This is a genomic window from Micrococcus sp. H39-S4 (assembly GCF_027158145.1).
In the GTDB taxonomy this organism is placed as follows: Bacteria; Actinomycetota; Actinomycetes; order Actinomycetales; family Micrococcaceae; genus Micrococcus; species Micrococcus luteus.
Map to the genome: position 1 here is coordinate 1 of NZ_JAPVLT010000002.1, position 20,594 is coordinate 20,594.

Here is a 20,594-nt window from a genome sequence, read left to right on the forward strand (position 1 = left end):
GGCATCCTTCATTCAGGGCCTCTTCCTCGCTGGATTCGATTCGACACCGATATCCAACCCGGGGAGGAGGCCCCCGCCGGCTCACGACGCGGCGGGCAACGAGCAACGCGGGCAAACCAGATGGCCAGCACCGGGCAGTTCCCGTGGCCATCACTGGGCAGTCCTCATGGCCGTCAGCGGGTCATTCCCTGGCCACCTATGGGCAGCTTTTCATGGCCGCTTACACTCACGCTGGGACACGGAGAACCAGAACTTGATGATGTGCACGCCGGAGTTGACGAGCATGCGCTCCAGCTCAGGGGTCTCGCGCATGAACTCGAGGTGCTGGATGTAGCACTGGAAGTACCACTGCGAGGCCTCCTCCTCCGTGGGCTTCGCCAGGGCCACGGTCCGGGCGCCGCGGGGGTTGAGGTGCTCGTTGAAGCGCTTGATGGCGCCGCCCTTGTCGGCGGCGTCGCGGCCCTCGAAGATGATCAGGACCTTCTGGCCGGTCTCCTTGACCCAGAGCTGCATCTTCAGCAGCTCGATCTGCAGCTCGCGCTTGCGTCGTTCGTAGCTCTTGCGGCTGAGCTTGGTCTTGTACGGGTAGCCCTCACGCCAGGCCTGCGGGTCCGGGGTGGGGGGTCTTCTTCTCCCCGCCGAGCTTGCGGCCCAGCTCCCGGATCTCGTCCACCTCGGCGGCGTAGTCACGGGTCACGGCGAAGGGGGCCTGCGCGGCGTGCTCCGTGCCGTGCTCGCCACGGGTGCGGGGGTCGGGCGTGGGACTCGTGTTCTCGGCCACGGCGGCTCCCGAGGGTGTCTCCGATCGGACCGCGCACCGGACGGGCGAGCGGCCCGTCATGGCGTCGTCGCCATGCGCCTTCATATTACCCCTGGGTCAGGTGCCGCCGGCCCACGGAGACGGCGGACGCCCCGCCCCGCTCGTGAGGAGCGGGACGGGGCGTCGGCGGGGGCACGGTGGGGACACCGTGCGGCGCAGGATCAGCGCTTCGAGAACTGCGAGGCCTTGCGGGCCTTCTTGAGGCCGGCCTTCTTGCGCTCGATGACGCGGGCGTCGCGGGTCAGGAAGCCGGCCTTCTTGAGCGCCGGGCGGTTGTGCTCGCGGTCGATCTCGTTGAGGGCGCGGGAGATGCCCAGGCGCAGCGCACCGGCCTGGCCGGAGGGGCCGCCGCCGTGGATGCGGGCGATCACGTCGTAGGCGCCGGTCAGCTCCAGCAGCGTGAAGGGGTCGGAGACCTCCTGCTGGTGCAGCTTGTTCGGAAAGTAGTTCTCCAGGGCGCGACCGTTGATGGTCCACTGGCCGGAGCCGGGGACGAGGCGCACGCGGGCCACGGCCTCCTTGCGGCGGCCGACGGCGGAGCCGGGCACGGTCAGGGCCGGGCGCTCGGAGGCGACGGGGGCCTCGGCGGCGGCGGTGGACTCAGAGGTGTAGCTCGTCAGCTCCACGTCGTCGTTCTCGTTGATGCTCATGGTTCTCCTCAGGGAAGGTCTGCGTCAGTGGCCCGCCGGGGTCACTGGGCGACCTGGCCGATCTCGAAGGTCTGGGGCTGCTGGGCGGTGTGCGGGTGCTCGGCGCCCTTGTACACCTTCAGCTTGGAGAGCTGCTGGGCGGCCAGCGAGTTCTTCGGGAGCATGCCCTTGACGGCCTTCTCCACGGCGCGGACCGGGTTGGTCTCGAGCAGCTCGGCGTAGGACTGCGACTTCAGGCCGCCCGGGTAGCCCGAGTGGCGGTAGGCGCGCTTCTTCTCGAGCTTGGCGCCGGTGAGGGCGACCTTCTCGGCGTTCACGATGATGACGTAGTCGCCCATGTCCATGTGGGGGGCGAACGTCGGCTTGTGCTTGCCGCGCAGGAGGGTGGCGGTGTGGGAGGCCAGGCGGCCGAGGACGACGTCGGTGGCATCGATGATGTGCCACTGACGGTCGGCGTCGCCAGGCTTGGGAGAGTACGTACGCACGTTGTCTGCCTTCAGGGTCGGTGGTGGTCCACAGCACCTGCCCGCCGGGTCGTGATTCCGGCGCGCTCGCGCTGTCAGTTCTCCGTGCGCGCCGGTCCCCCAGGTGAGGGCTGGAAGGCGTCCGGGCCCGATGCCCCGGGGGTGCGGCGCGAGCTGAAGGCCATGCAACTGAGCCACTCGCGGCACGACGCATCCGGGTGCGGGCATGCGCAACGTCCACCCATCCTACCGAACGCGGGCCCCGGAGCCAAAAGCCGCCGCCGCGGGCGACCCCGGCTCACAGGGTCCGCTTCGCCCGGGTGCCCTCGGCGCGCCGGCGCAGCTCCTCCGCCTCGTCGGGATAGCCGACGGCGAGCAGCGTCAGCCCCCCGGGCGGGGCGAGGCGCACCTCGGAGTCGCGGGCCGGCCTCGCCACCCGGTGCGCGAGCCAGCCGGGCTCGCGGGCCCCCTCCCCCACCTGCAGCAGCGCCCCGACGATCGCCCGGACCATGTTGTGGCAGAACGCGTCGGCCCGGATCCGGACGCGCACGACGCCGTCCTCATCGCGTCGCACCTCCAGGTGCTGGACCTCGCGGATGGTCGTGGCGCCCGCGCGGGGCCGGCAGAAGGACAGGAAGTCGTGCAGTCCGAGGACGGCGTCGGCCTCCAGCGCCATGAGGCGATCGTCCAGGGCGGCGCCGTGCCAGTGGGTGAAGCCCCGCGTGCGCGGATCACGCGCGGCGGGTGCGTCGTCGATCCGGTACTCGTACTCGCGCCACAGCGCGCTGAACCGCGCGTCGAAGCCCGCGGGGGCCCGCCGCGCCCCGTGCACGACGACGGCCCCGCCCCACCCGGAGAGCACCCCGCCGAGGCGGCGGGTGAGGGAGGTGGCCGGCTCCAGGCCGGGCCGGCCGCGGGTCAGGCCCGCCCACTCCGTCTCGGTCAGGTCGAGGTGGACGACCTGGCCGCGCGCGTGCACCCCCGCGTCGGTGCGGCCGGCGACCACCGTGCGCACGGGCCGGCGCAGGATCCGCTCGAGCCCGTCCTCCAGCGCACCCTGGACCGAGTCGAGACCGGGCTGGCGGGCCCAGCCGTGGAAGGTGCCGCCGTCGTAGGCCAGGTCCAGGCGGACTCGCACGGATGCGGGATCCCCGGGTGCCGGCGGGACGTCCGGGCGGTGCTGCTCGCTCATGCTGCTCCTCTCAGCGGGGCGGGGCCGGGGACGGCGAAGGGCCGCCCACCGGGTGGTGGATGGCCCTCGCCGGGGCGTCGTCACGGGGACGGACGCGGACTCCCGCGATGGCGTCAGGCCATCTTCTGGGCGGCCTCGCCACCGGCGGGCTCGAAGCCCGCGGCCTTGGCCTCCTCGACGGTGGAGAACCAGACCTCGGCGGTGGTCTGGTCGTACCAGCGCGAGCCGGGGACGTGGTACTTCTTCGAGCTGGCGTTGCCCTTGATGGTGGCCTCGGCCGGAGCCGAGCCGTCCTCGTTGGTGGGCACGGCGCCGTCGATCTCGGCGGCGGCCTCCTGCGACTCGGCCACGGTGACCTCCTCGGTGGCGGCCGGGTCGACGGCCTCCACCGGGGTGGACTCGGCCGGCGCGGCCGGCGCGGACGCGGCGGCCTGCTCGGCCTCACGCACCACGGCCTGCTTGCCGGAGATCGGGTCCATGATCAGCTCGATCACGGCCATGGGCGCGTTGTCGCCCTGGCGGTTGCCGATCTTGGTGATGCGGGTGTAGCCGCCGTTGCGCTCGGCCATCGCCGGGCCGATCACGGTGAACAGCTCGTGCACGACCGCCTTGTTGGTGCGGTTCTTGGCGGCGATGAGACCCTGCACCTTGCGGCGGGCCGGCAGATCGCCCTTCTTGGCGAAGGTGATCAGGCGCTCGGCGTACGGGCGCAGGCGCTTGGCGCGGGTGAGCGTCGTGGTGATCGACTTGTGCTCGAACAGCTGGGCGGACATGTTCGCCAGCATGATGCGCTCGTGGGCCGGGCTGCCGCCCAGACGCGGACCCTTGGTGGGGGTAGGCATGGTGTTTCTCCTCGGGTGGGACCCTTCAGCCGGCTGCGGCGTCGGGTCGAAGATGTCAGGTGGTGCGGAATCGGCTCAGAAGTCCGAGAACGGGTCGTCGTCCATCTGGCGCGCGTGCGCCTGCGGGTCGTAGCCGGCCGGCGAGTCCTTGAGGGACAGGCCCAGCTCCTGGAGCTTCTCCTTGACCTCGTCGATGGACTTCGCGCCGAAGTTGCGGATGTCCATCAGGTCGGCCTCGGAACGGCCCACGAGCTCGCCCACGGTGTGGATGCCCTCGCGCTTGAGGCAGTTGTACGAGCGCACGGTGAGCTCGAGCTCCTCGATCGGCTGGGCCAGGTCGGCGGAGCCCTCGACGACCTCGGGCTCGTCGCCCAGGTCGATGCCCTCGGCCTCGACGTTGAGCGAGCGGGCCAGGCCGAACAGCTCGACCAGGGTGGAGCCGGCAGAGGCCACCGCGTCACGCGGCAGCATGTTCTCCTTGGTCTCCACGTCCAGGATCAGACGGTCGAAGTCGGTGCGCTGCTCCACACGGGTGGCCTCGACCTTGAAGGTCACCTTGAGGACCGGGGAGTAGATGGAGTCGACCGGGATGCGGCCGATCTCCGCGTCCGCGGACTTGTTCTGGGCGGCGGTCACGTAGCCGCGACCGCGCTCGATGGTCAGCTCCATGTCGAACTTGCCCTTCGCGTTCAGGGTCGCGATGTGCAGGTCCGAGTTGTGGATCTCGACGCCGGCCGGCGCGGTGATGTCCGCGGCGGTGACGACGCCGGCCCCCTGCTTGCGCAGGTAGGCCACCACGGGCTCGTCGTTCTCCGAGGAGACGGAGAGCTTCTTGATGTTGAGGATGATCTCGGTGACATCCTCCTTGACTCCGTTGACGGTGCTGAACTCGTGCAGCACGCCGTCCACGCGGATGCTGGTCACGGCAGCACCGGGGATCGACGAGAGCAGAGTGCGGCGCAGGGAGTTGCCGAGGGTGTAGCCGAAGCCGGGCTCCAGGGGCTCGATGACGAACCGGGAACGACGGTCGGAGACGACCTCTTCGGTCAGCGTGGGGCGCTGTGCAATGAGCACGGACATTTCCTTTCGGCGAGCGTCCGCCATATGACGCACGCGGTGGGTGGAAACGAGGACGGGGTGGGGGCAGGTCCGCAGACCTGTCCGCGTCCGCCCCGGGCGGGGCGGACGCGGACACAGCGCTCAGGTCAGACGCGGCGGCGCTTCGCCGGGCGAGCGCCGTTGTGGGCCATGGGGGTGACGTCCTGGATGGACCCCACCTCGAGGCCGGCGGCCTGCAGGGAGCGGATGGCGGTCTCGCGGCCCGAGCCCGGACCCTTCACGAAGACGTCCACCTTCTTCATGCCGTGCTCCTGCGCACGCTTGGCGGCCTGCTCGGCGGCCATCTGCGCGGCGTACGGGGTCGACTTGCGCGACCCCTTGAAGCCGACCTCGCCGGACGAGGCCCAGGAGATGACGGCACCCGTGGTGTCCGTGATGGACACGATGGTGTTGTTGAACGTGCTCTTGATGTGGGCCTGGCCCACGGTGATGTTCTTGTTGGCCTTGCGACGCGGCTTGCGGGCAGCCGATGCGCGAGTCTTGGGGGGCATGTGATTCTCCTCCGGGAAAGCTGCTGGTGCTGATGCTGCGGGCGGGGCGTCCGGACGTGGACGCGGTCACCGCCGGTGCAGGATCACTTCTTCTTGCCGGCGACCGTCTTCTTGGGGCCCTTGCGGGTACGGGCGTTGGTCTTCGTGCGCTGGCCGCGCACCGGCAGGCCGCGGCGGTGGCGCAGGCCCTCGTAGGAGCCGATCTCCACCTTGCGACGGATGTCGGCGGCCACCTCGCGGCGGAGGTCGCCCTCCACCTTGTAGCTGCCCTCGATGTGGTCGCGCAGCTGCACCAGCTGCTCGTCGGAGAGGTCCTTCACGCGGATGTTCGGGTCGATGCCCGTGGCGGCGAGGGTCTCCTCAGCGCGGGTCTTGCCCACACCGTAGATGTACGTGAGTGCGATGATCACGCGCTTCTCGCGCGGAATGTCAACGCCTGCAAGACGAGCCATGTGGCCGTCCTCCTGTTCTTCTGCAGCAGGGGTCTGCACCAGGGACGTCCCGCACGACGCGGCACTGGGCCTCGCGGACCCGTCGTCGCGGCGCCGGGGAAGATCCGGCGTGCTCCGCGGCGGGCGTCCGCCGTCGTCGGTCTCCGGCCCCTGCGGCCGGAGGTGGGGGCCCTCCCCTCACGGGGTGGACCGCTGTCCCTGCTGTTCGGCCCGATGGCCGGTGGGTGGTGTGGTCAACGCGACGGCGTCGCTCCCCGGGCTCCCGGGGAGGCGATCAGCCCTGGCGCTGCTTGTGGCGCGGGTTCGAGCAGATCACCAGCACGCGGCCCTTACGGCGCACGACCTGGCACTTGTCACAAATCCGCTTCACGCTCGGCTGAACCTTCACGGCTCTTCCTCCTGCGCTCGCTTGGACGGGGGTTCTTACTTGTATCGGTACACGATCCGACCCCGGTTGAGGTCGTACGGGCTAAGCTCCACCACGACGCGATCCTCGGGGAGGATGCGGATGTAGTGCTGACGCATCTTTCCGGAGATCGTGGCGAGCACGACGTGCTCGTTCTGCAGACGGACCCGGAACATCGCGTTCGGCAATGCCTCCGACACCGTGCCCTCGACCTCGATGACACCTTCCTTCTTAGCCATGTCCTCCACAATCGTCATGCCCCGGGCACGGCCGCGGAGGGCCGGGTGACGGGGCGGGAACGGGTCTGCTCGCCGGCGCACACGAGTGCGCGCACACGAACAACGTTCGATGATACCGCATTCTCGGTCTGAGAACCAGCACAGACGACGACGGCCGCCCGGTCCGCCGGACGGGCGGGACGGACGGCCGACAGCTCGGGCCGCTCACTCCCCCGGCGGGACCGGGACCACGCCGAACCGGGCGAGCTCGGAGGCGCCGCCGTCGGGCGCGGTGAGCACCCACACACCGCCGTCGTGCCGGCAGACCGAGTGCTCCCACTGGCTGGCGCGGGCGCCGTCGAGGGTCACCACGGTCCAGTCGTCCGCGAGCACCTTCGTGTCGATGGAGCCACGCACCAGCATCGGCTCGATGGCGAGCGCCAGACCGGGGCGGATCTTGGGGCCCCGGTGGCCGGTGCGGTAGTTGAACACGTCCGGGGGCAGGTGCATGGCCGAGCCGATGCCGTGCCCCACGTACTCCTCGAGGATGCCGAGCTCCTCGCCCGGCTGCGCCGAGACGAAGTCGTCGATGGCGTCCCCGATGTCCCCGACATGGGTGGCGGACGCGAAGGCCGCGATGCCGACCCAGAGCGCCTCCCGCGTGATCGCCGAGAGGCGCTCGTCGGCCGGGTCCGCGGTGCCGGCCGCGGAGGAGCCCAGGATCACCGTGCGGGCCGAGTCGGCGTGCCAGCCGTCCACGATCGCGCCCCCGTCGACCTTCAGCACGTCGCCGGTCTGCAGGACCCGGTCCCCGGGGATGCCGTGCACGACCTCGTCGTTGACCGAGGTGCAGATCGAGGCCGGGAAGTCGTAGTAGCCCAGGAAGTTGGAGGTCGCACCGCGCTCGGCCAGGACGCCCGCGAACACGGCGTCCAGCTCCGCGGTGGTGACGCCCGGCGCGGCCGCGGTCAGCGTGGCGTCCAGGGCCTCGGACAGGACCACCCCCGCGCGCTGCATGGCCTGCAGCTGGGGGGCGGTCTTGAGCTCGAGCGAGCGGCGGCCGATCACGGGGTCAGGACTCCGCGCCCGGCTGGATCACGGGCAGGGAGCCCGTGGCTGCGCGCACGGAGTACACGGCCTGCAGCAGGCGCTCGGTGACGTCGTCGATCTGCCCGGTGCCGTCCACGCGGGCGACGATGCCGCGCTCCACGTACTCCTGGATGACGGACTCGGTCTCGCGGTGGTACAGGTCCAGGCGGTGCTCGATGACCTCCTGGGTGTCGTCCGCGCGGCCCTCGATCTCGGCACGCTTGAGCAGACGCTCCACGAGCTCCTCGTCGGGCACCTCCAGCTCGACGACGGCGGACAGCGACTGGCCGGACTCGGCGAGCATGGCGTCCAGCGCCTCGACCTGGCCCTTCGTGCGCGGGTAGCCGTCCAGCAGGAAGCCGTGCTCCGCGTCGGCCTGGGCGATGCGGTCCGCGACCATGCGGTTCGTGACCTCATCGGGGACGAAGTCGCCGTTGTCGATGTACTTCTTGGCCTCGACGCCGAGCGGCGTCATCGACTTCACGTTGTGGCGGAAGATGTCACCGGTGGAGATCGGGACGATCCCCAGCTTGTCGGCGATCCGGGCGGCCTGGGTGCCCTTGCCGGAACCGGGAGGGCCCATGAGCAGCATGCGGGTCATCGTGTGTTCCTCACTGTCGATACGGACGGCGTTGCGGGATCGGGTCGGGGCTCAGCGCAGCAGGCCCTCGTAGTGGCGCTGCTCCATCTGTGCGCTGACCTGCTTCACGGTCTGGAGGCCGACGCCCACCATGATGAGGATGGACGTGCCGCCGAGCGGGAAGTTCTGGCTGGTGCCGATCACCGCGAAGGCGATCAGCGGGATCATGGCCACGATACCCAGGTAGAGGGCGCCCACGAGCGTGATGCGGCTGATGACGTACTGCAGGTAACGCTCGGTGGGCCGGCCGGCGCGGACGCCGGGGATGAAGCCGCCGTAGCGCTTCATGTTGTCCGAGATCTCCACCGGGTTGAACGTGATGGACACGTAGAAGTACGTGAAGCCGATGATGAGCAGGAAGTACAGGGCCATGTACACCGGGTGGTCGCCGGGGCCGAAGTACCGGCTCAGCCACGTGATCCACGGGGCCGGCGCACTGCCGTCCTGCGGCGTGTTGAACTGGATGAGGATGCTCGGGAGCATCAGCACGGAGGAGGCGAAGATGACCGGGATGACGTTGGCCATGTTCACCTTGACCGGGATGTAGGTGCTCGACCCGCCCACGGTCCGCGAGCCGATCTGCCGCTTGGCGTACTGGACCGGGATCCGGCGCTGCGACTCCTCCACGAAGACGATGGCCAGCATGGTGAGCAGGCCGATCCCCATGACGATCGCGAACACGCGCCAGCCCTGCGTCTGGACCACCTGGCCGAGGCCGGCCGGAAAGCCCGCCGCGATGGAGGTGAAGATCAGCAGGGACATGCCGTTGCCCACGCCGTTCTCGGTGATCCGCTCGCCGAACCACATGACGATGAGACAGCCGGTGGTCAGGGCGATGACCACGAGCAGCACCGTGAGGATGGAGCCGTCGCGCAGCAGCGGCAGGCTGCATCCGAGCAGGGCCCCGGTGCGGGCCAGCGAGGCCATCGTGGTCGCCTGCAGCAGGGCGAGGGCGAGGGTCAGGTAGCGGGTGTACTGCGTCAGCGTCGCCTGGCCCTGCGGGCCCTCCTGGTGGAGCTGCTCGAAGCGCGGGATCACCACGCGCAGCAGCTGCACGATGATCGACGCCGTGATGTAGGGCATGATGCCGAGCGCGAAGACGGACACCTGCAGGAGCGCCCCGCCCGAGAACATGTTCACGAAGGAGTACAGGCCGCCCTGGGCGTTGCCCGCCGCGAGACACTGCTGCACCGCCGGGTAGTCCACCCCGGGGGCCGGCACGAAGGCGCCCATCCGGTAGACGGCGATGAGCGCGAGCGTGAAGGCGATCTTCCGCAACAGGTCAGGCGTCCGGACGATCCGGGCGATGGCCTTGAGCACGAGTCCTCCTGCGGTGGTCCTGTGGGGCGCGCGCCGGCCGCGGGGCGGGGCACGAGACGGCGGCCACACCGGGGCGGCCGCTGTGCGAGTCTACACGGATGGACCGAGGGCCCTGGTCCGGAGCGGCTGCTCCGGGCCAGGGCCCTCGGTGGATGGGTCGGCGTGTCAGAGGGTCTCGGTGGACCCGCCGGCGGCCTGGATCTTCTCCACGGCGGACGAGGAGAAGGCGTTCGCCTTCACCTGCACGGCCGAGGTGATCTCCCCCGTGCCCAGCACCTTGACGGGCTGACCGCGACGGACGAGGCCCTTGGACACGAGCGCGTCCACGGTGACCTCACCGCCCTCGGGGAAGTGCGCGGAGAGCTTGTCCAGGTTCACGACCTGGTACTCCGTGCGGAACGGGTTCTTGAAGCCGCGGAGCTTCGGCAGACGCATCTGCAGGGGCAGCTGGCCGCCCTCGAAGCCCGCACGGACCTGGTAACGGGCTTTGGTGCCCTTGGTGCCGCGACCGGCGGTCTTGCCCTTCGACGCCTCACCGCGACCCACACGGGTCTTGGCGGTCTTGGCACCGGGGGCCGGACGCAGGTCGTGGACCTTGATGGCGTCGTTGTCAGCCATTGTTGACCTCCTCCACGGACACCAGGTGCGGCACGGTGTTGACCATGCCGACCGTCACCGCGTCGGCCTTGCGGGTGACCTGGTGGCCGATCCGCTTCAGGCCCAGCGAGCGCAGGGTGTCCCGATGGTTCTGCTTGGAGCCCGTGACGCCGCGGGTCTGGGTGATGACCAGGGTGGCGTCCGAGGGCTGGATGTTCTTGCGGGTGGGCTCAAACACGGCTCACGCACCTGCCTTCGCGCTCTTCTGGGCGCGATCGTTCTCCATGGTGCGCAGCATCGCATGGGGGGCGATCTCGTCCAGGGCCTTGCCGCGGCGGGCGGCGACGGCCTGGGGCTCTTCCAGCTTCTTGAGGGCGTCCACGGTGCCGCGCACGATGTTGATCGCGTTCACGGAGCCCATGGACTTGGACAGCACGTCGTGGATGCCGGCGCACTCGAGCACGGCGCGCACCGGACCGCCGGCGATCACGCCGGTACCCGGGGAGGCCGGGCGGAGCAGCACGACGCCGGCGGCGTCCTCACCCTGCACCAGGTGCGGGATGGTGGAGCCGACGCGGGGGACGCGGAAGAAGGACTTCTTGGCCTCCTCCACGGCCTTCTGGATCGCGGCGGGGACCTCCTTCGCCTTGCCGTAGCCGACGCCGACGGTGCCGTCGCCGTCACCCACCACCACGAGGGCGGTGAAGGAGAAGCGGCGGCCGCCCTTGACGACCTTGGAGACGCGGTTGATGCCCACGACGCGCTCGAGGAACTGGTCCTTCTCGTCGTCCTGGGCGCCACGACGGTTGCGGTCGTCGCGACGGCCGCCACGACGATCGCCGTCACGGCCACCGCGGCCGCCGTCGCGACCGCCGCGGCCACCGGTGGCGCGCTCGGTGGTCTGGCTCGCCGAGCCCGACCCGGTCTCGGAGACGGTGGTCTCGGTGCTCTCGGTCACCTGAGTGTCCTTCTGGTTGATGTTCTCGGTCACAGCTGCAGCCCACCCTCTCGCGCACCGTCGGCCACGGCCGCGACGCGCCCGTGGTACTTGTTGCCGCCGCGGTCGAAGACCACGGCCTCGATGCCGGCCGCCTTGGCACGCTCGGCGACGAGCTCGCCCACGCGCTTGGCCTTGGCCGTCTTGTCGCCCTCGAGCGCACGCACGTCGGCCTCCATGGTGGAGGCGTACGCGAGCGTGCGGCTCTGCGTGTCGTCCACGACCTGCACGAACATGTGCCGTGCAGAGCGGTTGACGACGAGGCGGGGACGGACGGTGGTGCCGGAGATCCGCTTGCGCACCCGGAGGTGGCGGCGGGTGCGGGCGTTGAACTTGCCCTTGCCCTTCACCTTCAGAGTAGACATCACTTACCTGCCTTTCCGGCCTTGCGGCGGATCTGCTCGCCCGCGTAGCGCACGCCCTTGCCCTTGTACGGGTCGGGGCGGCGCAGCTTGCGGATGTTGGCGGCGGTCTCGCCGACCTGCTGCTTGTCGATACCGGCGACGGTGACCTTGTTGCCCTCCACCGTGAAGGTGATGCCCTGGGGCGCCTTCACCGGGACGGGGTGGGAGTAGCCCAGGGCGAACTCGAGGTCCTGGCCCTTGGCCTGCACGCGGTAGCCGGTGCCGACGACCTCGAGCTGCTTGGAGAAGCCGTTGGTCACGCCCTCGACCATGTTGCTGATGAGGGTGCGGGTCAGACCGTGCAGGGAACGGGACTCACGCTCGTCGTCGGGGCGGGCCACGGTGACCTGCCCCTCCTCGAGGGTGACCGTGATGGGCGTGGGCAGCGAGTGCTCGAGCTGGCCCTTGGGGCCCTTCACGGAGACGCGGTCGCCGTCGATGGTCACATCGACGCCGGCGGGGATGGTGATCGGGAGACGTCCGATTCGAGACATGTCAGTTCAGCCTTTCTTCCGTCTTGCCCGTCACCAGACGTAGGCGAGGACTTCTCCGCCCACGCCCTTCTTGGCGGCCTGCTGGTTCGTGAGGAGACCAGAGGAGGTGGACAGGATGGCGATGCCGAGGCCGCCCAGCACGTGGGGCAGGTTCGTGGACTTCGCGTACACGCGCAGGCCCGGCTTGGAGATGCGGCGCAGGCCGGCGATCGCACGCTCACGCTGCGGGCCGAACTTCAGGTCGATGGTCAGCTTCTTGCCGACCTCGGCCTCCTCCTCGCGCCAGTCCTGGATGTAGCCCTCGGCCTTGAGGATCTCGGCGACGCGAGTCTTCAGCTTCGAGGACGGCATGGACACGGTGTCGTGGTAGGCCGAGTTTGCGTTGCGCAGACGGGTCAGCATGTCTGCGACGGGATCGGTCATGGTCATGTGGGCTTCACGCCCTTTCTCGCCGTGGTTTCCGCCACCGGTTCACCGGTGGAGGACCTGTGGCGTGGAGGTCTTACTGGTCGGTCTTGAACGGGAAGCCCAGCGCCTTGAGCAGCGCGCGGCCCTCGTCGTCGTTCTTGGCGGTCGTCACCACGGTGATGTCCATGCCGCGCACGCGGTCGATCTTGTCCTGATCGATCTCGTGGAACACGGTCTGCTCGGACAGGCCGAAGGTGTAGTTGCCGTTGCCGTCGAACTGGCGGTCGGACAGGCCGCGGAAGTCACGGATGCGCGGCAGCGCGAGCGTGACCAGGCGGTCCAGGAACTCCCACATGCGGTCGCCACGGAGCGTGGCGTGCGTGCCGATGGGCATGCCCTCACGCAGCTTGAACTGCGCGATGGACTTGCGGGCCTTGGTGATCATCGGCTTCTGGCCGGTGATGGCGGTGAGGTCGGCGACCGCGCCGTCGATGATCTTGGAGTCCTTGGCGGCCTCGCCGACGCCCATGTTGACGACGACCTTCACGAGACCCGGCACCTGCATGACGTTCCCGTACTGGAACTGCTCCTGCAGGGCGCCGCGGATCTCGTCGCGGTACTTGGTCTTCAGACGCGGGGTGACCTTCTCGGTCTGCTGCACCTCGGTCATCACAGCTCCTTCCCCGAGGCCTTGGCGAAGCGGACCTTCACGGTCTTGCTCACGCCGTCCTTCTCGACGGTCTCGAAGCGGTAGCCCACACGGGTCGGCTTCTTGGTCTCCGGGTCCACCACGGCCACGTTCGAGATGTGGATCGGGGCCTCGACGACCTGCAGGCCGCCCTCGGTGGAACCGTTGTTGTCCTGGCCGGCGCGCAGGTGCTTGGTCACGCGGTTCACGCCCTCGACGAGCACGCGCTCATCCGCCGGGAACACGCGCAGGACCTTGCCCTGCTTGCCCTTGTCCTTGCCACTGATGACCTGGACGAGGTCGTCCTTCTTGATCTTGGCCATGAGGTCAGATCACCTCCGGGGCGAGCGACACGATCTTCATGAACTTCTTGTCACGCAGCTCGCGACCCACGGGGCCGAAGATGCGCGTGCCACGGGGCTCGCCGTCGGTCTTCAGGATGACCGCCGCGTTCTCGTCGAACTTGATGTACGAGCCGTCGGGACGGCGGGACTGCTTGCGGGTGCGGACCACCACGGCCTTGACGACGTCGCCCTTCTTGACGTTGCCGCCGGGGATGGCGTCCTTCACGGTGGCGACGATGGTGTCGCCGATGCCTGCGTAGCGGCGTCCGGAACCGCCGAGAACACGGATGGTCAGGATTTCCTTCGCACCGGTGTTGTCGGCGACCTTGAGCCGCGACTCCTGCTGGATCACTTGTCTCTCCTAGCGTCGCGCCGGTTCTCCCCCACGATGGGCGAGCCTTGCGGAACGGTTGAACGGGCATCCCGGGACGCTTACCCCTCCCCCGAGGCGGGCCGCCCGCCGTCGTCCCCCGGCGACGCGTGTTCAGACAGCGTCGGGGAGGTCGAGAGCGGAGGGGCGCGCAGGGCAGGGCCGAGGCGGATCCGGGATCGGCGTGCGCGGCCCTCGGCACACAGGATGGATGGTCCTGCCAACGAGAGGGCGCACGAATATCAGAGTCTAACGCACAAGGCCGCCCCGTGCCAGTGCACGGGGCGGCCCTCTGCGTCGCCGGCCCTCAGGGGGCCGGGTCGATCACTTGGCGCGCTCGACGATCTCCACCAGACGCCACCGCTTGGAGGCGGACAGCGGGCGGGTCTCGGCGAGGCGGACGCGGTCGCCCACGCCGGCGGTGTTGTCCTCGTCGTGCGCCTTCACGCGCTTCGAGGTCTTCAGCACCTTGCCGTAGAGCGAGTGCTTCTTGCGGTCCTCGACCTCGACGACGATGGTCTTGTCCATCTTGTCGGAGACGACGATGCCACGGAGGGCCTTGCGGTAGCCGCGCTCCTCGGAGACGGCCGGGGTCTGCTCGGTCACTTGGCAGCCTCCTCGTTCTTCTCGGCCTGCGCCTCGGCGGCGACATCGCCGCGGATGCCCAGCTCGCGCTCGCGCAGGATCGTGTAGATGCGCGCGATGTCACGCTTGACGGCCTTCAGCCGGCTGGCGTTGTCCAGCTGACCGGTGGCGGCCTGGAAGCGCAGGTTGAACAGCTCCTCCTTGGAGGACTTCAGGGCCTCCAGCAGGCGGGCGTTGTCCATCCCGTCCAGGGACTCGACGTTCAGATCCTTGGTGCCGATCGCCATGGGATCACTCACCACCCTCTCGACGGATGATACGGGCCTTCAGCGGCAGCTTGTGGATGGCCAGGCGGAGCGCCTCGCGGGCGACGTCCTCCGTGACACCCGACAGCTCGAAGAGCACGCGTCCGGGCTTGACGTTGGCGACCCACCACTCCGGCGAGCCCTTGCCGGAGCCCATGCGGGTCTCGGCGGGCTTCTTGGTGAGCGGACGGTCCGGGTAGATGTTGATCCAGACCTTGCCGCCACGCTTGATGTAGCGGGTCATGGCGATACGGGCGGCCTCGATCTGACGGTTGGTCACATAGGCCGGCGTGAGCGCCTGGATGCCCCACTCGCCGAACGTCACGGTGGTGCCGCCCTTGGCGGCGCCGGAACGCTTGGGGTGGTGCTGCTTGCGGTGCTTGACGCGACGGGGGATCAGCATCAGGCGTTGCCTCCTTCAGCGGGAGCGGCGGCCGGGGTCTCGGCGCCGGCGCCGGCGTTCTCCTGGCGGGGAGCACGCTCGGCGCGATCGTTGCGACGACGACGCTCACCGCCGCCACGGCGCTCGCCGCCACGGCCACGGCCGGAGGGCTGCGCGGCCTCCTTGGCCGCGAGCTCCTTGGCGGTCAGGTCGCCCTTGTAGATCCAGACCTTCACGCCGATGCGGCCGAAGGTGGTCTTGGCCTCGAACTTGCCGAAGTCGATGTTCGCGCGGAGGGTGTGCAGCGGCACGCGACCCTCGCGGTAGAACTCCGAGCGGCTCATCTCGGCGCCGCCGAGGCGGCCGGAGCACTGGATGCGGATGCCCTGCGCGCCGGCGCGCATGGCGGACTGGATCGCCTTCTTCATCGCGCGGCGGAACGCCACGCGCGAGGCGAGCTGCTCGGCCACACCCTGCGCCACCAGCTGGGCATCGGTCTCGGGGTTCTTGACCTCGAGGATGTTCAGCTGGATCTGCTTGCCGGTGAGCTTCTCGAGCTCACCGCGGATGCGGTCGGCCTCGGCGCCGCGGCGGCCGATCACGATGCCCGGACGCGCGGTGTGGATGTCCACGCGCACGCGGTCACGGGTGCGCTCGATCTCCACCTTGGAGATGCCGGCGCGCTCCATGCCGGTGGTCATCAGCTCGCGGATCTTGACGTCCTCCTTGAGGAAGTCAGCGTAGCGCTGGCCCTCCTTGTGGGAGTCCGCGAACCAGTGCGAGACGTGGTCGGTGGTGATGCCGAGGCGGAACCCGTTGGGGTTGATCTTTTGGCCCATTGTCAGTTCCCACCCTTCTCGTCCTTGGACGCGACGACCACGGTCACGTGGCTCGTGCGCTTGTTGATGCGGTACGCGCGGCCCTGAGCACGGGGCTGGAACCGCTTCATGGTCGGGCCCTCGTCCACGAAGGCCTCGGTGATGTAGAGGGCGTCCTCGTCGAAGGCCTGGCCCTCGCGGTCCGCCTTGACGCGGGCGTTCGCCACCGCGGAGGCCACCAGCTTGTACACCGGCTCCGAAGCGCCCTGCTGGGCGAACTTCAGGATGGCCAGTGCTTCGGTGGCCTGCTTGCCACGGACCAGGTCGACGACGCGCCGGGCCTTCATCGGCGTCACGCGCAGGTGGCGCGCAATTGCCTTGGCTTCCATTGCTTCTCTCTTTCGATTCTCGAGAAGGTCAAGCGTGCTGTGCCCTCAGGCTCAGCGGCGCTTGCCCTTCTTGTCGTCCTTCACGTGGCCGCGGTAGGTCCGGGTCGGGGCGAACTCGCCCAGCTTGTGACCCACCATGGACTCGGTGACGAACACCGGGACGTGCTTGCGTCCGTCGTGGACCGCGATGGTGTGACCCAGCATGTCCGGGATGATCATCGACCGGCGGGACCAGGTCTTGATGACGTTCTTGCTGCCCTTCTCGTTCTCGGCCAGAACCTTCAGGTAGAGGTGCTGATCGACGAAGGGGCCCTTCTTCAGGCTGCGAGGCATGTCTTCCCTGCTCCCTTATCGCTTGTTCTTGCCGGTACGACGGCGACGCACGATGAGCTTGTCGCTTTCCTTGTTCGGACGACGCGTGCGGCCCTCGGGCTTGCCGTTCCGGTTGACGGGGTGACGACCGCCGGAGGTCTTGCCCTCGCCACCGCCGTGCGGGTGGTCGACCGGGTTCATGACGACGCCGCGGACGGTCGGGCGGACGCCCTTCCAGCGCATGCGGCCGGCCTTGCCCCAGTTGATGTTCGACTGCTCGGCGTTGCCGACCTCGCCGATCGTGGCGCGGCAGCGCACGTCGACGTTGCGGATCTCACCGGAGGGCAGGCGCAGCTGGGCGTACTTGCCCTCGCGGGCGACCAGCTGCACGGACGCGCCGGCGGAGCGGGCCATCTTGGCGCCGCCGCCGGGGCGCAGCTCCACCGCGTGGATGGTGGTGCCCACGGGGATGTTGCGCATCGGCAGGTTGTTGCCGGGCTTGATGTCGGCGTTCGGGCCGGCCTCGACCACGTCGCCCTGCTTCAGCTTGGCCGGGGCCAGGATGTAGCGCTTGGCGCCGTCCGCGTAGTGCAGCAGCGCGATGCGGGCGGTGCGGTTCGGGTCGTACTCGATGTGCGCGACGGTGGCGGGCACGCCGTCCTTGTCGTGGCGACGGAAGTCGACCAGGCGGTACTGGCGCTTGTGGCCGCCGCCCTTGTGACGGGTGGTGATGCGACCGGTGTTGTTGCGGCCGCCGGTCTTGTGCAGCGGACGGAGAAGGGACTTCTCCGGCGTGGACCGGGTGATCTCTGCGAAGTCGGCCACGGACGAGCCACGCAGGCCCGGGGTGGTCGGCTTGTACTTACGGATAGCCATGTGTCAGTTCCTCGATTAAGTGGTCTCCGCACGCCGATCAGGCGAGCGGACCTCCGAAGATGTCGATGGTCCCGTCCTTGAGCGTGACGATGGCACGCTTGGTGGACTTGCGCTGGCCCCACCCGAAGCGGGTGCGACGGCGCTTGCCGGAACGGTTCAGGGTGTTGACCGAGGCCACGTCGACGTTGAAGATGCGCTCCACCGCCTGCTTGATCTCGGACTTGTTGGAGCGCGGGTCGACCAGGAAGGTGTACTTGCCCTCGTCGATCAGACCGTAGCTCTTCTCCGACACGACGGGAGCGATGATCACGTCGCGGGGATCCTTGTTGATGGAGCCGCTCACTGGGCATCCTCCTTCTTGGCGCCGGAAGCCTGGGCCACGTACGCCTCGTAGGCCGCCTGGGTGAACACGACGTCGTCGGAGACGAGCACGTCGTAGGTGTTCAGCTGGTCGGCGTACAGGGTGTGGACCGCGGGCAGGTTGCGGGCGGACAGGGCGGCGACGTCGTCGGCCCGGTCGATCACCAGCAGCACGTTCTTGCGGCCGGTGTTCAGGGACGCGAGGCCCGCCTTGGCGGCCTTGGTGGACGGGGTGGTCCCGGACACGAGGGCCTCGATGACGTGGACGCGGCCGTTGCGGGCGCGGTCCGACAGGGCACCGCGCAGGGCGGCGGCCTTCATCTTCTTGGGGGTGCGCTGCGAGTAGTCACGCGGGGTCGGGCCGTGGACGATGCCGCCGCCGGTCATGTGCGGGGCGCGGATGGAGCCCTGACGGGCGCGGCCGGTGCCCTTCTGCTTGAACGGCTTGCGACCGGCGCCGGACACCTCGCCGCGGCGCTTCGTCTTGTGCGTGCCCTGGCGGGCGGCGGCGAGCTGGGCGACGACGACCTGGTGCATGAGCGGCACGTTGGACTGCACGTCGAAGAGCTCGGCGGGCAGATCGACCTGGACGGTCTTCACGGAGTTCTCAGCCATGGTCTCAGGCTCCCTTCACGGCGCTGCGGACGAGCACGACCTGGCCCTTGGAGCCGGGCACCGCGCCCTTGATCAGCAGGAGGTTGTTCTCCACGTCGATGCCGTGGAGGGTCAGGTTCATGGTGGTCTGGCGCACGGCGCCCATGCGACCGGGCATGCGCTGGCCCTTGAACACGCGGCCGGGGGTGGACGCGCCGCCCACGGAGCCGGGCTTGCGGTGGTTCTTGTGCTGGCCGTGCGAGGCGCCCACACCGGCGAAGCCGTGGCGCTTCATGGCGCCGGCGAAGCCCTTGCCCTTGGTGGTGCCCACGACGTCGACCTTCTGGCCGGCCTCGAAGACCTCCACGGTCACGTCCTGGCCGAGGGAGTACTCGGCGGCGTCGGCGGTGCGCAGCTCGACGAGGTGGCGACGCGGGGTCACGCCGGCCTTCTCGAAGTGACCGGCCAGGGGCTTGGTCACGCGGCGGGGATCGATCTGGCCGTAGGCGATCTGCACGGCGGTGTAGCCGTCGGTCTCCTCGGAGCGCAGCTGGGTGACGACGTTCGGGTCTGCCTTGACCACGGTCACAGGGATGAGCTTGTTGTCCTCATCCCAGACCTGGGTCATGCCGAGCTTCGTGCCCAGCAGGCCCTTGATGTTCTGGGTGTTGGTCATAGTCTCTCAGCACCTCCCTCTCAGAGCTTGATCTCGATGTTGACGTCCGCGGGCAGGTCCAGTCGCATGAGCGAGTCGACGGCCTTCGGGGTCGGGTCGATGATGTCGATGAGCCGCTTGTGGGTGCGCATCTCGAAATGCTCGCGGCTGTCCTTGTACTTGTGGGGAGAACGGATAACGCAGTACACGTTCTTCTCCGTCGGCAGCGGCACGGGGCCGACCACCGTCGCGCCTGCGCGCGTGACCGTGTCAACGATCTTGCGGGCCGAGACGTCGATGACCTCGTGGTCGTACGACTTCAGCCGGATGCGGATCTTCTGTCCCGCCATGGCGTCACGCCTCTCTCGTCGGGTGTGCTGTTCCTGTCCCTGTGCGGCGGATCGTGCCCGCCTTCTTGTCCTCCACCCGCGCGGGGCGAATCCGGTCGGACCGGGTTCCTCGCCGCCGCCGGACTCCGGTCCACGCGGTCGGGCGTGTCGCATTCCTGGGAGGGCACGCGCCTGTGGCGGGTCGGAGTGGTGACGTCACATCTGGGCCGAGCTGCCGCCGCGAGACACACGACGACAGCGCAATGGCGCTTGAGCAACCGAATCAGTATAGACAGAACCGGGCCCGGTCCGCCAATCGGCGGGCCGGGCCCGACGGCCCCCCGGGCTCAGCGGCCCCACTCGGTGGGCGGGCCGGCGTTGAGCAGCAGGGTGAAGACGACGGCGACCACGGCGACCGCCAGGAGCGCGCTGACCACCGGATGGCGCAGCACCACGACGAGAAGCCGTTCGAGGGGCCCCCGCTCCCCCGGCGCGCGGTCCACGACCTGCCACCGCGACGCCGGCTCGCCGCGCCGCCGCTGGGCCCGCTCGAACGGGACCGTCATGAACGGGACGATCGTCGAACCGAGGCCGAGGAGTCCGCGGGCCACGGGCCACCGCCCGTCGATCCACACGGCGACCGTCACCACGAGGTAGCAGAGGAACACGAAGCCGTGGACGCCGCCGGCGATCGGCACCACCCGCTCCGTGACTCCGCCGTACTTGAGGCCCATGGCGATCAGCAGACCGGCCCAGGTGAACATCTCGGCCATCGCCGTGACGGCGAAGAGGCGGCGCGGGCCGGGCAGGCTCATCGCTCCAGCTCCCCGCCGCGGTTCGCGCGCCGGATGCGCCGGGCACGGTCGATCTCGGGACGGAAGGTCCGCAGCGCCCAGCGCACGGCCACGACGGCCACGGCGAGCACCACGATGAGGATGAGCAGTTCAGGCATGCTCCCCAGCCTAGCCGCCGCCGCCGCGCCGT

Annotated in this window: 34 protein-coding genes and 1 pseudogene; all 35 read right to left on the reverse strand. The window is 69.4% G+C overall.

All coding sequences use genetic code 11. From position 1 onward, the window contains the following. Positions 1–225 precede the first annotated feature (225 nt). Positions 226–781 (reverse strand): annotated as a pseudogene (locus O3T09_RS01945) (polyphosphate kinase 2 family protein); the annotation flags it as partial. Positions 782–981: 200 nt separating this feature from the next. Continuing rightward, positions 982–1,470 carry a 30S ribosomal protein S9 gene (gene rpsI, locus O3T09_RS01950; protein WP_036317791.1) on the reverse strand — a complete coding sequence of 163 codons (489 nt, stop codon included), beginning with the start codon at positions 1,468–1,470 and terminating at the stop codon, positions 982–984. A 41-nt stretch (positions 1,471–1,511) separates the two neighbouring features. After that, on the reverse strand, positions 1,512–1,955 hold the full coding sequence (gene rplM, locus O3T09_RS01955) for a 50S ribosomal protein L13 (RefSeq protein WP_002857519.1): 444 nt from the start codon (positions 1,953–1,955) through the stop codon (positions 1,512–1,514). A gap of 277 nt (positions 1,956–2,232) precedes the next feature. After that, entirely contained in the window at positions 2,233–3,126 is an 894-nt protein-coding gene (gene truA, locus O3T09_RS01960; RefSeq protein WP_095353619.1) for a tRNA pseudouridine(38-40) synthase TruA, read from the reverse strand. A 113-nt stretch (positions 3,127–3,239) separates the two neighbouring features. Beyond that, entirely contained in the window at positions 3,240–3,968 is a 729-nt protein-coding gene (rplQ, locus tag O3T09_RS01965; protein ID WP_041103274.1) for a 50S ribosomal protein L17, sunset domain variant, read from the reverse strand. A gap of 75 nt (positions 3,969–4,043) precedes the next feature. Then, positions 4,044–5,042: a DNA-directed RNA polymerase subunit alpha gene (locus O3T09_RS01970; protein WP_036317801.1), complete on the reverse strand. Its 999-nt coding sequence runs from the start codon at positions 5,040–5,042 to the stop codon at positions 4,044–4,046. 131 nt (positions 5,043–5,173) lie between these two features. Then, positions 5,174–5,578 (reverse strand): 30S ribosomal protein S11, encoded by a 405-nt coding sequence (gene rpsK / locus O3T09_RS01975; protein ID WP_002857513.1) that lies wholly within the window; start codon positions 5,576–5,578, stop codon positions 5,174–5,176. Positions 5,579–5,661: 83 nt separating this feature from the next. Next, positions 5,662–6,030 carry a 30S ribosomal protein S13 gene (gene rpsM, locus O3T09_RS01980; RefSeq protein WP_017487821.1) on the reverse strand — a complete coding sequence of 123 codons (369 nt, stop codon included), beginning with the start codon at positions 6,028–6,030 and terminating at the stop codon, positions 5,662–5,664. A gap of 274 nt (positions 6,031–6,304) precedes the next feature. Next, positions 6,305–6,418: a 50S ribosomal protein L36 gene (gene rpmJ, locus O3T09_RS01985; RefSeq protein WP_002857509.1), complete on the reverse strand. Its 114-nt coding sequence runs from the start codon at positions 6,416–6,418 to the stop codon at positions 6,305–6,307. 35 nt (positions 6,419–6,453) lie between these two features. Next, positions 6,454–6,675, reverse strand: a complete 222-nt coding sequence (gene infA, locus O3T09_RS01990) for a translation initiation factor IF-1 (protein WP_010080397.1) — start codon at positions 6,673–6,675, stop codon at positions 6,454–6,456. 204 nt (positions 6,676–6,879) lie between these two features. Then, positions 6,880–7,722 (reverse strand): type I methionyl aminopeptidase, encoded by an 843-nt coding sequence (gene map / locus O3T09_RS01995; RefSeq protein ID WP_036317782.1) that lies wholly within the window; start codon positions 7,720–7,722, stop codon positions 6,880–6,882. A 4-nt stretch (positions 7,723–7,726) separates the two neighbouring features. Continuing rightward, on the reverse strand, positions 7,727–8,344 hold the full coding sequence (locus O3T09_RS02000; RefSeq protein ID WP_036317780.1) for an adenylate kinase: 618 nt from the start codon (positions 8,342–8,344) through the stop codon (positions 7,727–7,729). A gap of 51 nt (positions 8,345–8,395) precedes the next feature. Then, positions 8,396–9,703, reverse strand: coding sequence for a preprotein translocase subunit SecY (secY, locus tag O3T09_RS02005; protein WP_036317778.1), 1,308 nt, complete (start codon positions 9,701–9,703; stop codon positions 8,396–8,398). Positions 9,704–9,868: 165 nt separating this feature from the next. Continuing rightward, entirely contained in the window at positions 9,869–10,321 is a 453-nt protein-coding gene (gene rplO / locus O3T09_RS02010) for a 50S ribosomal protein L15 (protein ID WP_036317776.1), read from the reverse strand. Further along, positions 10,314–10,538, reverse strand: a complete 225-nt coding sequence (gene rpmD, locus O3T09_RS02015) for a 50S ribosomal protein L30 (protein ID WP_002857502.1) — start codon at positions 10,536–10,538, stop codon at positions 10,314–10,316. Before rpmD ends, rplO begins: the two co-directional genes overlap by 8 nt. Before the next feature lie 3 nt (positions 10,539–10,541). After that, on the reverse strand, positions 10,542–11,291 hold the full coding sequence (gene rpsE, locus O3T09_RS02020) for a 30S ribosomal protein S5 (protein ID WP_002857500.1): 750 nt from the start codon (positions 11,289–11,291) through the stop codon (positions 10,542–10,544). Beyond that, positions 11,288–11,662 (reverse strand): 50S ribosomal protein L18, encoded by a 375-nt coding sequence (gene rplR / locus O3T09_RS02025; protein WP_002857498.1) that lies wholly within the window; start codon positions 11,660–11,662, stop codon positions 11,288–11,290. Before rplR ends, rpsE begins: the two co-directional genes overlap by 4 nt. After that, positions 11,662–12,195, reverse strand: coding sequence for a 50S ribosomal protein L6 (gene rplF / locus O3T09_RS02030; protein WP_036317775.1), 534 nt, complete (start codon positions 12,193–12,195; stop codon positions 11,662–11,664). Before rplF ends, rplR begins: the two co-directional genes overlap by 1 nt. A 30-nt stretch (positions 12,196–12,225) precedes the next feature. Continuing rightward, complete coding sequence (gene rpsH, locus O3T09_RS02035) at positions 12,226–12,624, reverse strand: 30S ribosomal protein S8 (RefSeq protein ID WP_002857494.1); 399 nt, start codon at positions 12,622–12,624, stop codon at positions 12,226–12,228. 73 nt (positions 12,625–12,697) lie between these two features. Then, on the reverse strand, positions 12,698–13,273 hold the full coding sequence (rplE, locus tag O3T09_RS02040) for a 50S ribosomal protein L5 (RefSeq protein WP_036317773.1): 576 nt from the start codon (positions 13,271–13,273) through the stop codon (positions 12,698–12,700). Then, on the reverse strand, positions 13,273–13,614 hold the full coding sequence (gene rplX / locus O3T09_RS02045; protein WP_036317770.1) for a 50S ribosomal protein L24: 342 nt from the start codon (positions 13,612–13,614) through the stop codon (positions 13,273–13,275). The genes rplE and rplX overlap by 1 nt, the downstream gene beginning before the upstream one ends. Before the next feature lie 4 nt (positions 13,615–13,618). After that, a complete protein-coding gene (gene rplN, locus O3T09_RS02050) occupies positions 13,619–13,987 on the reverse strand; it encodes a 50S ribosomal protein L14 (RefSeq protein ID WP_002857487.1) in 369 nt (122 codons plus the stop codon). A 342-nt stretch (positions 13,988–14,329) separates the two neighbouring features. Continuing rightward, positions 14,330–14,611: a 30S ribosomal protein S17 gene (gene rpsQ / locus O3T09_RS02055; RefSeq protein ID WP_036317768.1), complete on the reverse strand. Its 282-nt coding sequence runs from the start codon at positions 14,609–14,611 to the stop codon at positions 14,330–14,332. Further along, positions 14,608–14,877, reverse strand: coding sequence for a 50S ribosomal protein L29 (rpmC, locus tag O3T09_RS02060; protein ID WP_036317766.1), 270 nt, complete (start codon positions 14,875–14,877; stop codon positions 14,608–14,610). Before rpmC ends, rpsQ begins: the two co-directional genes overlap by 4 nt. 4 nt (positions 14,878–14,881) lie before the next feature. Then, the gene (gene rplP, locus O3T09_RS02065) at positions 14,882–15,298 is read right to left on the reverse strand and encodes a 50S ribosomal protein L16 (RefSeq protein WP_036317764.1); all 417 of its coding nucleotides are present in this window, start codon (positions 15,296–15,298) and stop codon (positions 14,882–14,884) included. After that, entirely contained in the window at positions 15,298–16,116 is an 819-nt protein-coding gene (rpsC, locus tag O3T09_RS02070) for a 30S ribosomal protein S3 (RefSeq protein ID WP_002857479.1), read from the reverse strand. The genes rplP and rpsC overlap by 1 nt, the downstream gene beginning before the upstream one ends. Positions 16,117–16,118: 2 nt before the next feature. Then, positions 16,119–16,484 (reverse strand): 50S ribosomal protein L22, encoded by a 366-nt coding sequence (gene rplV, locus O3T09_RS02075; protein WP_017487837.1) that lies wholly within the window; start codon positions 16,482–16,484, stop codon positions 16,119–16,121. 51 nt (positions 16,485–16,535) lie between these two features. Then, the gene (rpsS, locus tag O3T09_RS02080) at positions 16,536–16,817 is read right to left on the reverse strand and encodes a 30S ribosomal protein S19 (RefSeq protein WP_002857475.1); all 282 of its coding nucleotides are present in this window, start codon (positions 16,815–16,817) and stop codon (positions 16,536–16,538) included. A gap of 15 nt (positions 16,818–16,832) precedes the next feature. After that, positions 16,833–17,672, reverse strand: a complete 840-nt coding sequence (gene rplB, locus O3T09_RS02085) for a 50S ribosomal protein L2 (protein ID WP_010080386.1) — start codon at positions 17,670–17,672, stop codon at positions 16,833–16,835. Positions 17,673–17,709: 37 nt separating this feature from the next. Beyond that, on the reverse strand, positions 17,710–18,015 hold the full coding sequence (rplW, locus tag O3T09_RS02090; protein WP_002857471.1) for a 50S ribosomal protein L23: 306 nt from the start codon (positions 18,013–18,015) through the stop codon (positions 17,710–17,712). Continuing rightward, positions 18,012–18,647, reverse strand: coding sequence for a 50S ribosomal protein L4 (gene rplD, locus O3T09_RS02095; RefSeq protein ID WP_036381542.1), 636 nt, complete (start codon positions 18,645–18,647; stop codon positions 18,012–18,014). The genes rplW and rplD overlap by 4 nt, the downstream gene beginning before the upstream one ends. A gap of 4 nt (positions 18,648–18,651) precedes the next feature. Further along, positions 18,652–19,302 (reverse strand): 50S ribosomal protein L3, encoded by a 651-nt coding sequence (gene rplC / locus O3T09_RS02100; RefSeq protein WP_036317759.1) that lies wholly within the window; start codon positions 19,300–19,302, stop codon positions 18,652–18,654. A 20-nt stretch (positions 19,303–19,322) separates the two neighbouring features. Continuing rightward, positions 19,323–19,631: a 30S ribosomal protein S10 gene (gene rpsJ / locus O3T09_RS02105; RefSeq protein WP_002857463.1), complete on the reverse strand. Its 309-nt coding sequence runs from the start codon at positions 19,629–19,631 to the stop codon at positions 19,323–19,325. Between the two features lie 326 nt (positions 19,632–19,957). Beyond that, positions 19,958–20,425 carry a DUF3817 domain-containing protein gene (locus tag O3T09_RS02110; RefSeq protein WP_036317755.1) on the reverse strand — a complete coding sequence of 156 codons (468 nt, stop codon included), beginning with the start codon at positions 20,423–20,425 and terminating at the stop codon, positions 19,958–19,960. Continuing rightward, positions 20,422–20,562 (reverse strand): hypothetical protein, encoded by a 141-nt coding sequence (locus O3T09_RS02115; RefSeq protein ID WP_162833779.1) that lies wholly within the window; start codon positions 20,560–20,562, stop codon positions 20,422–20,424. Before O3T09_RS02115 ends, O3T09_RS02110 begins: the two co-directional genes overlap by 4 nt. Between the last annotated feature and the right edge of the window lie 32 nt (positions 20,563–20,594).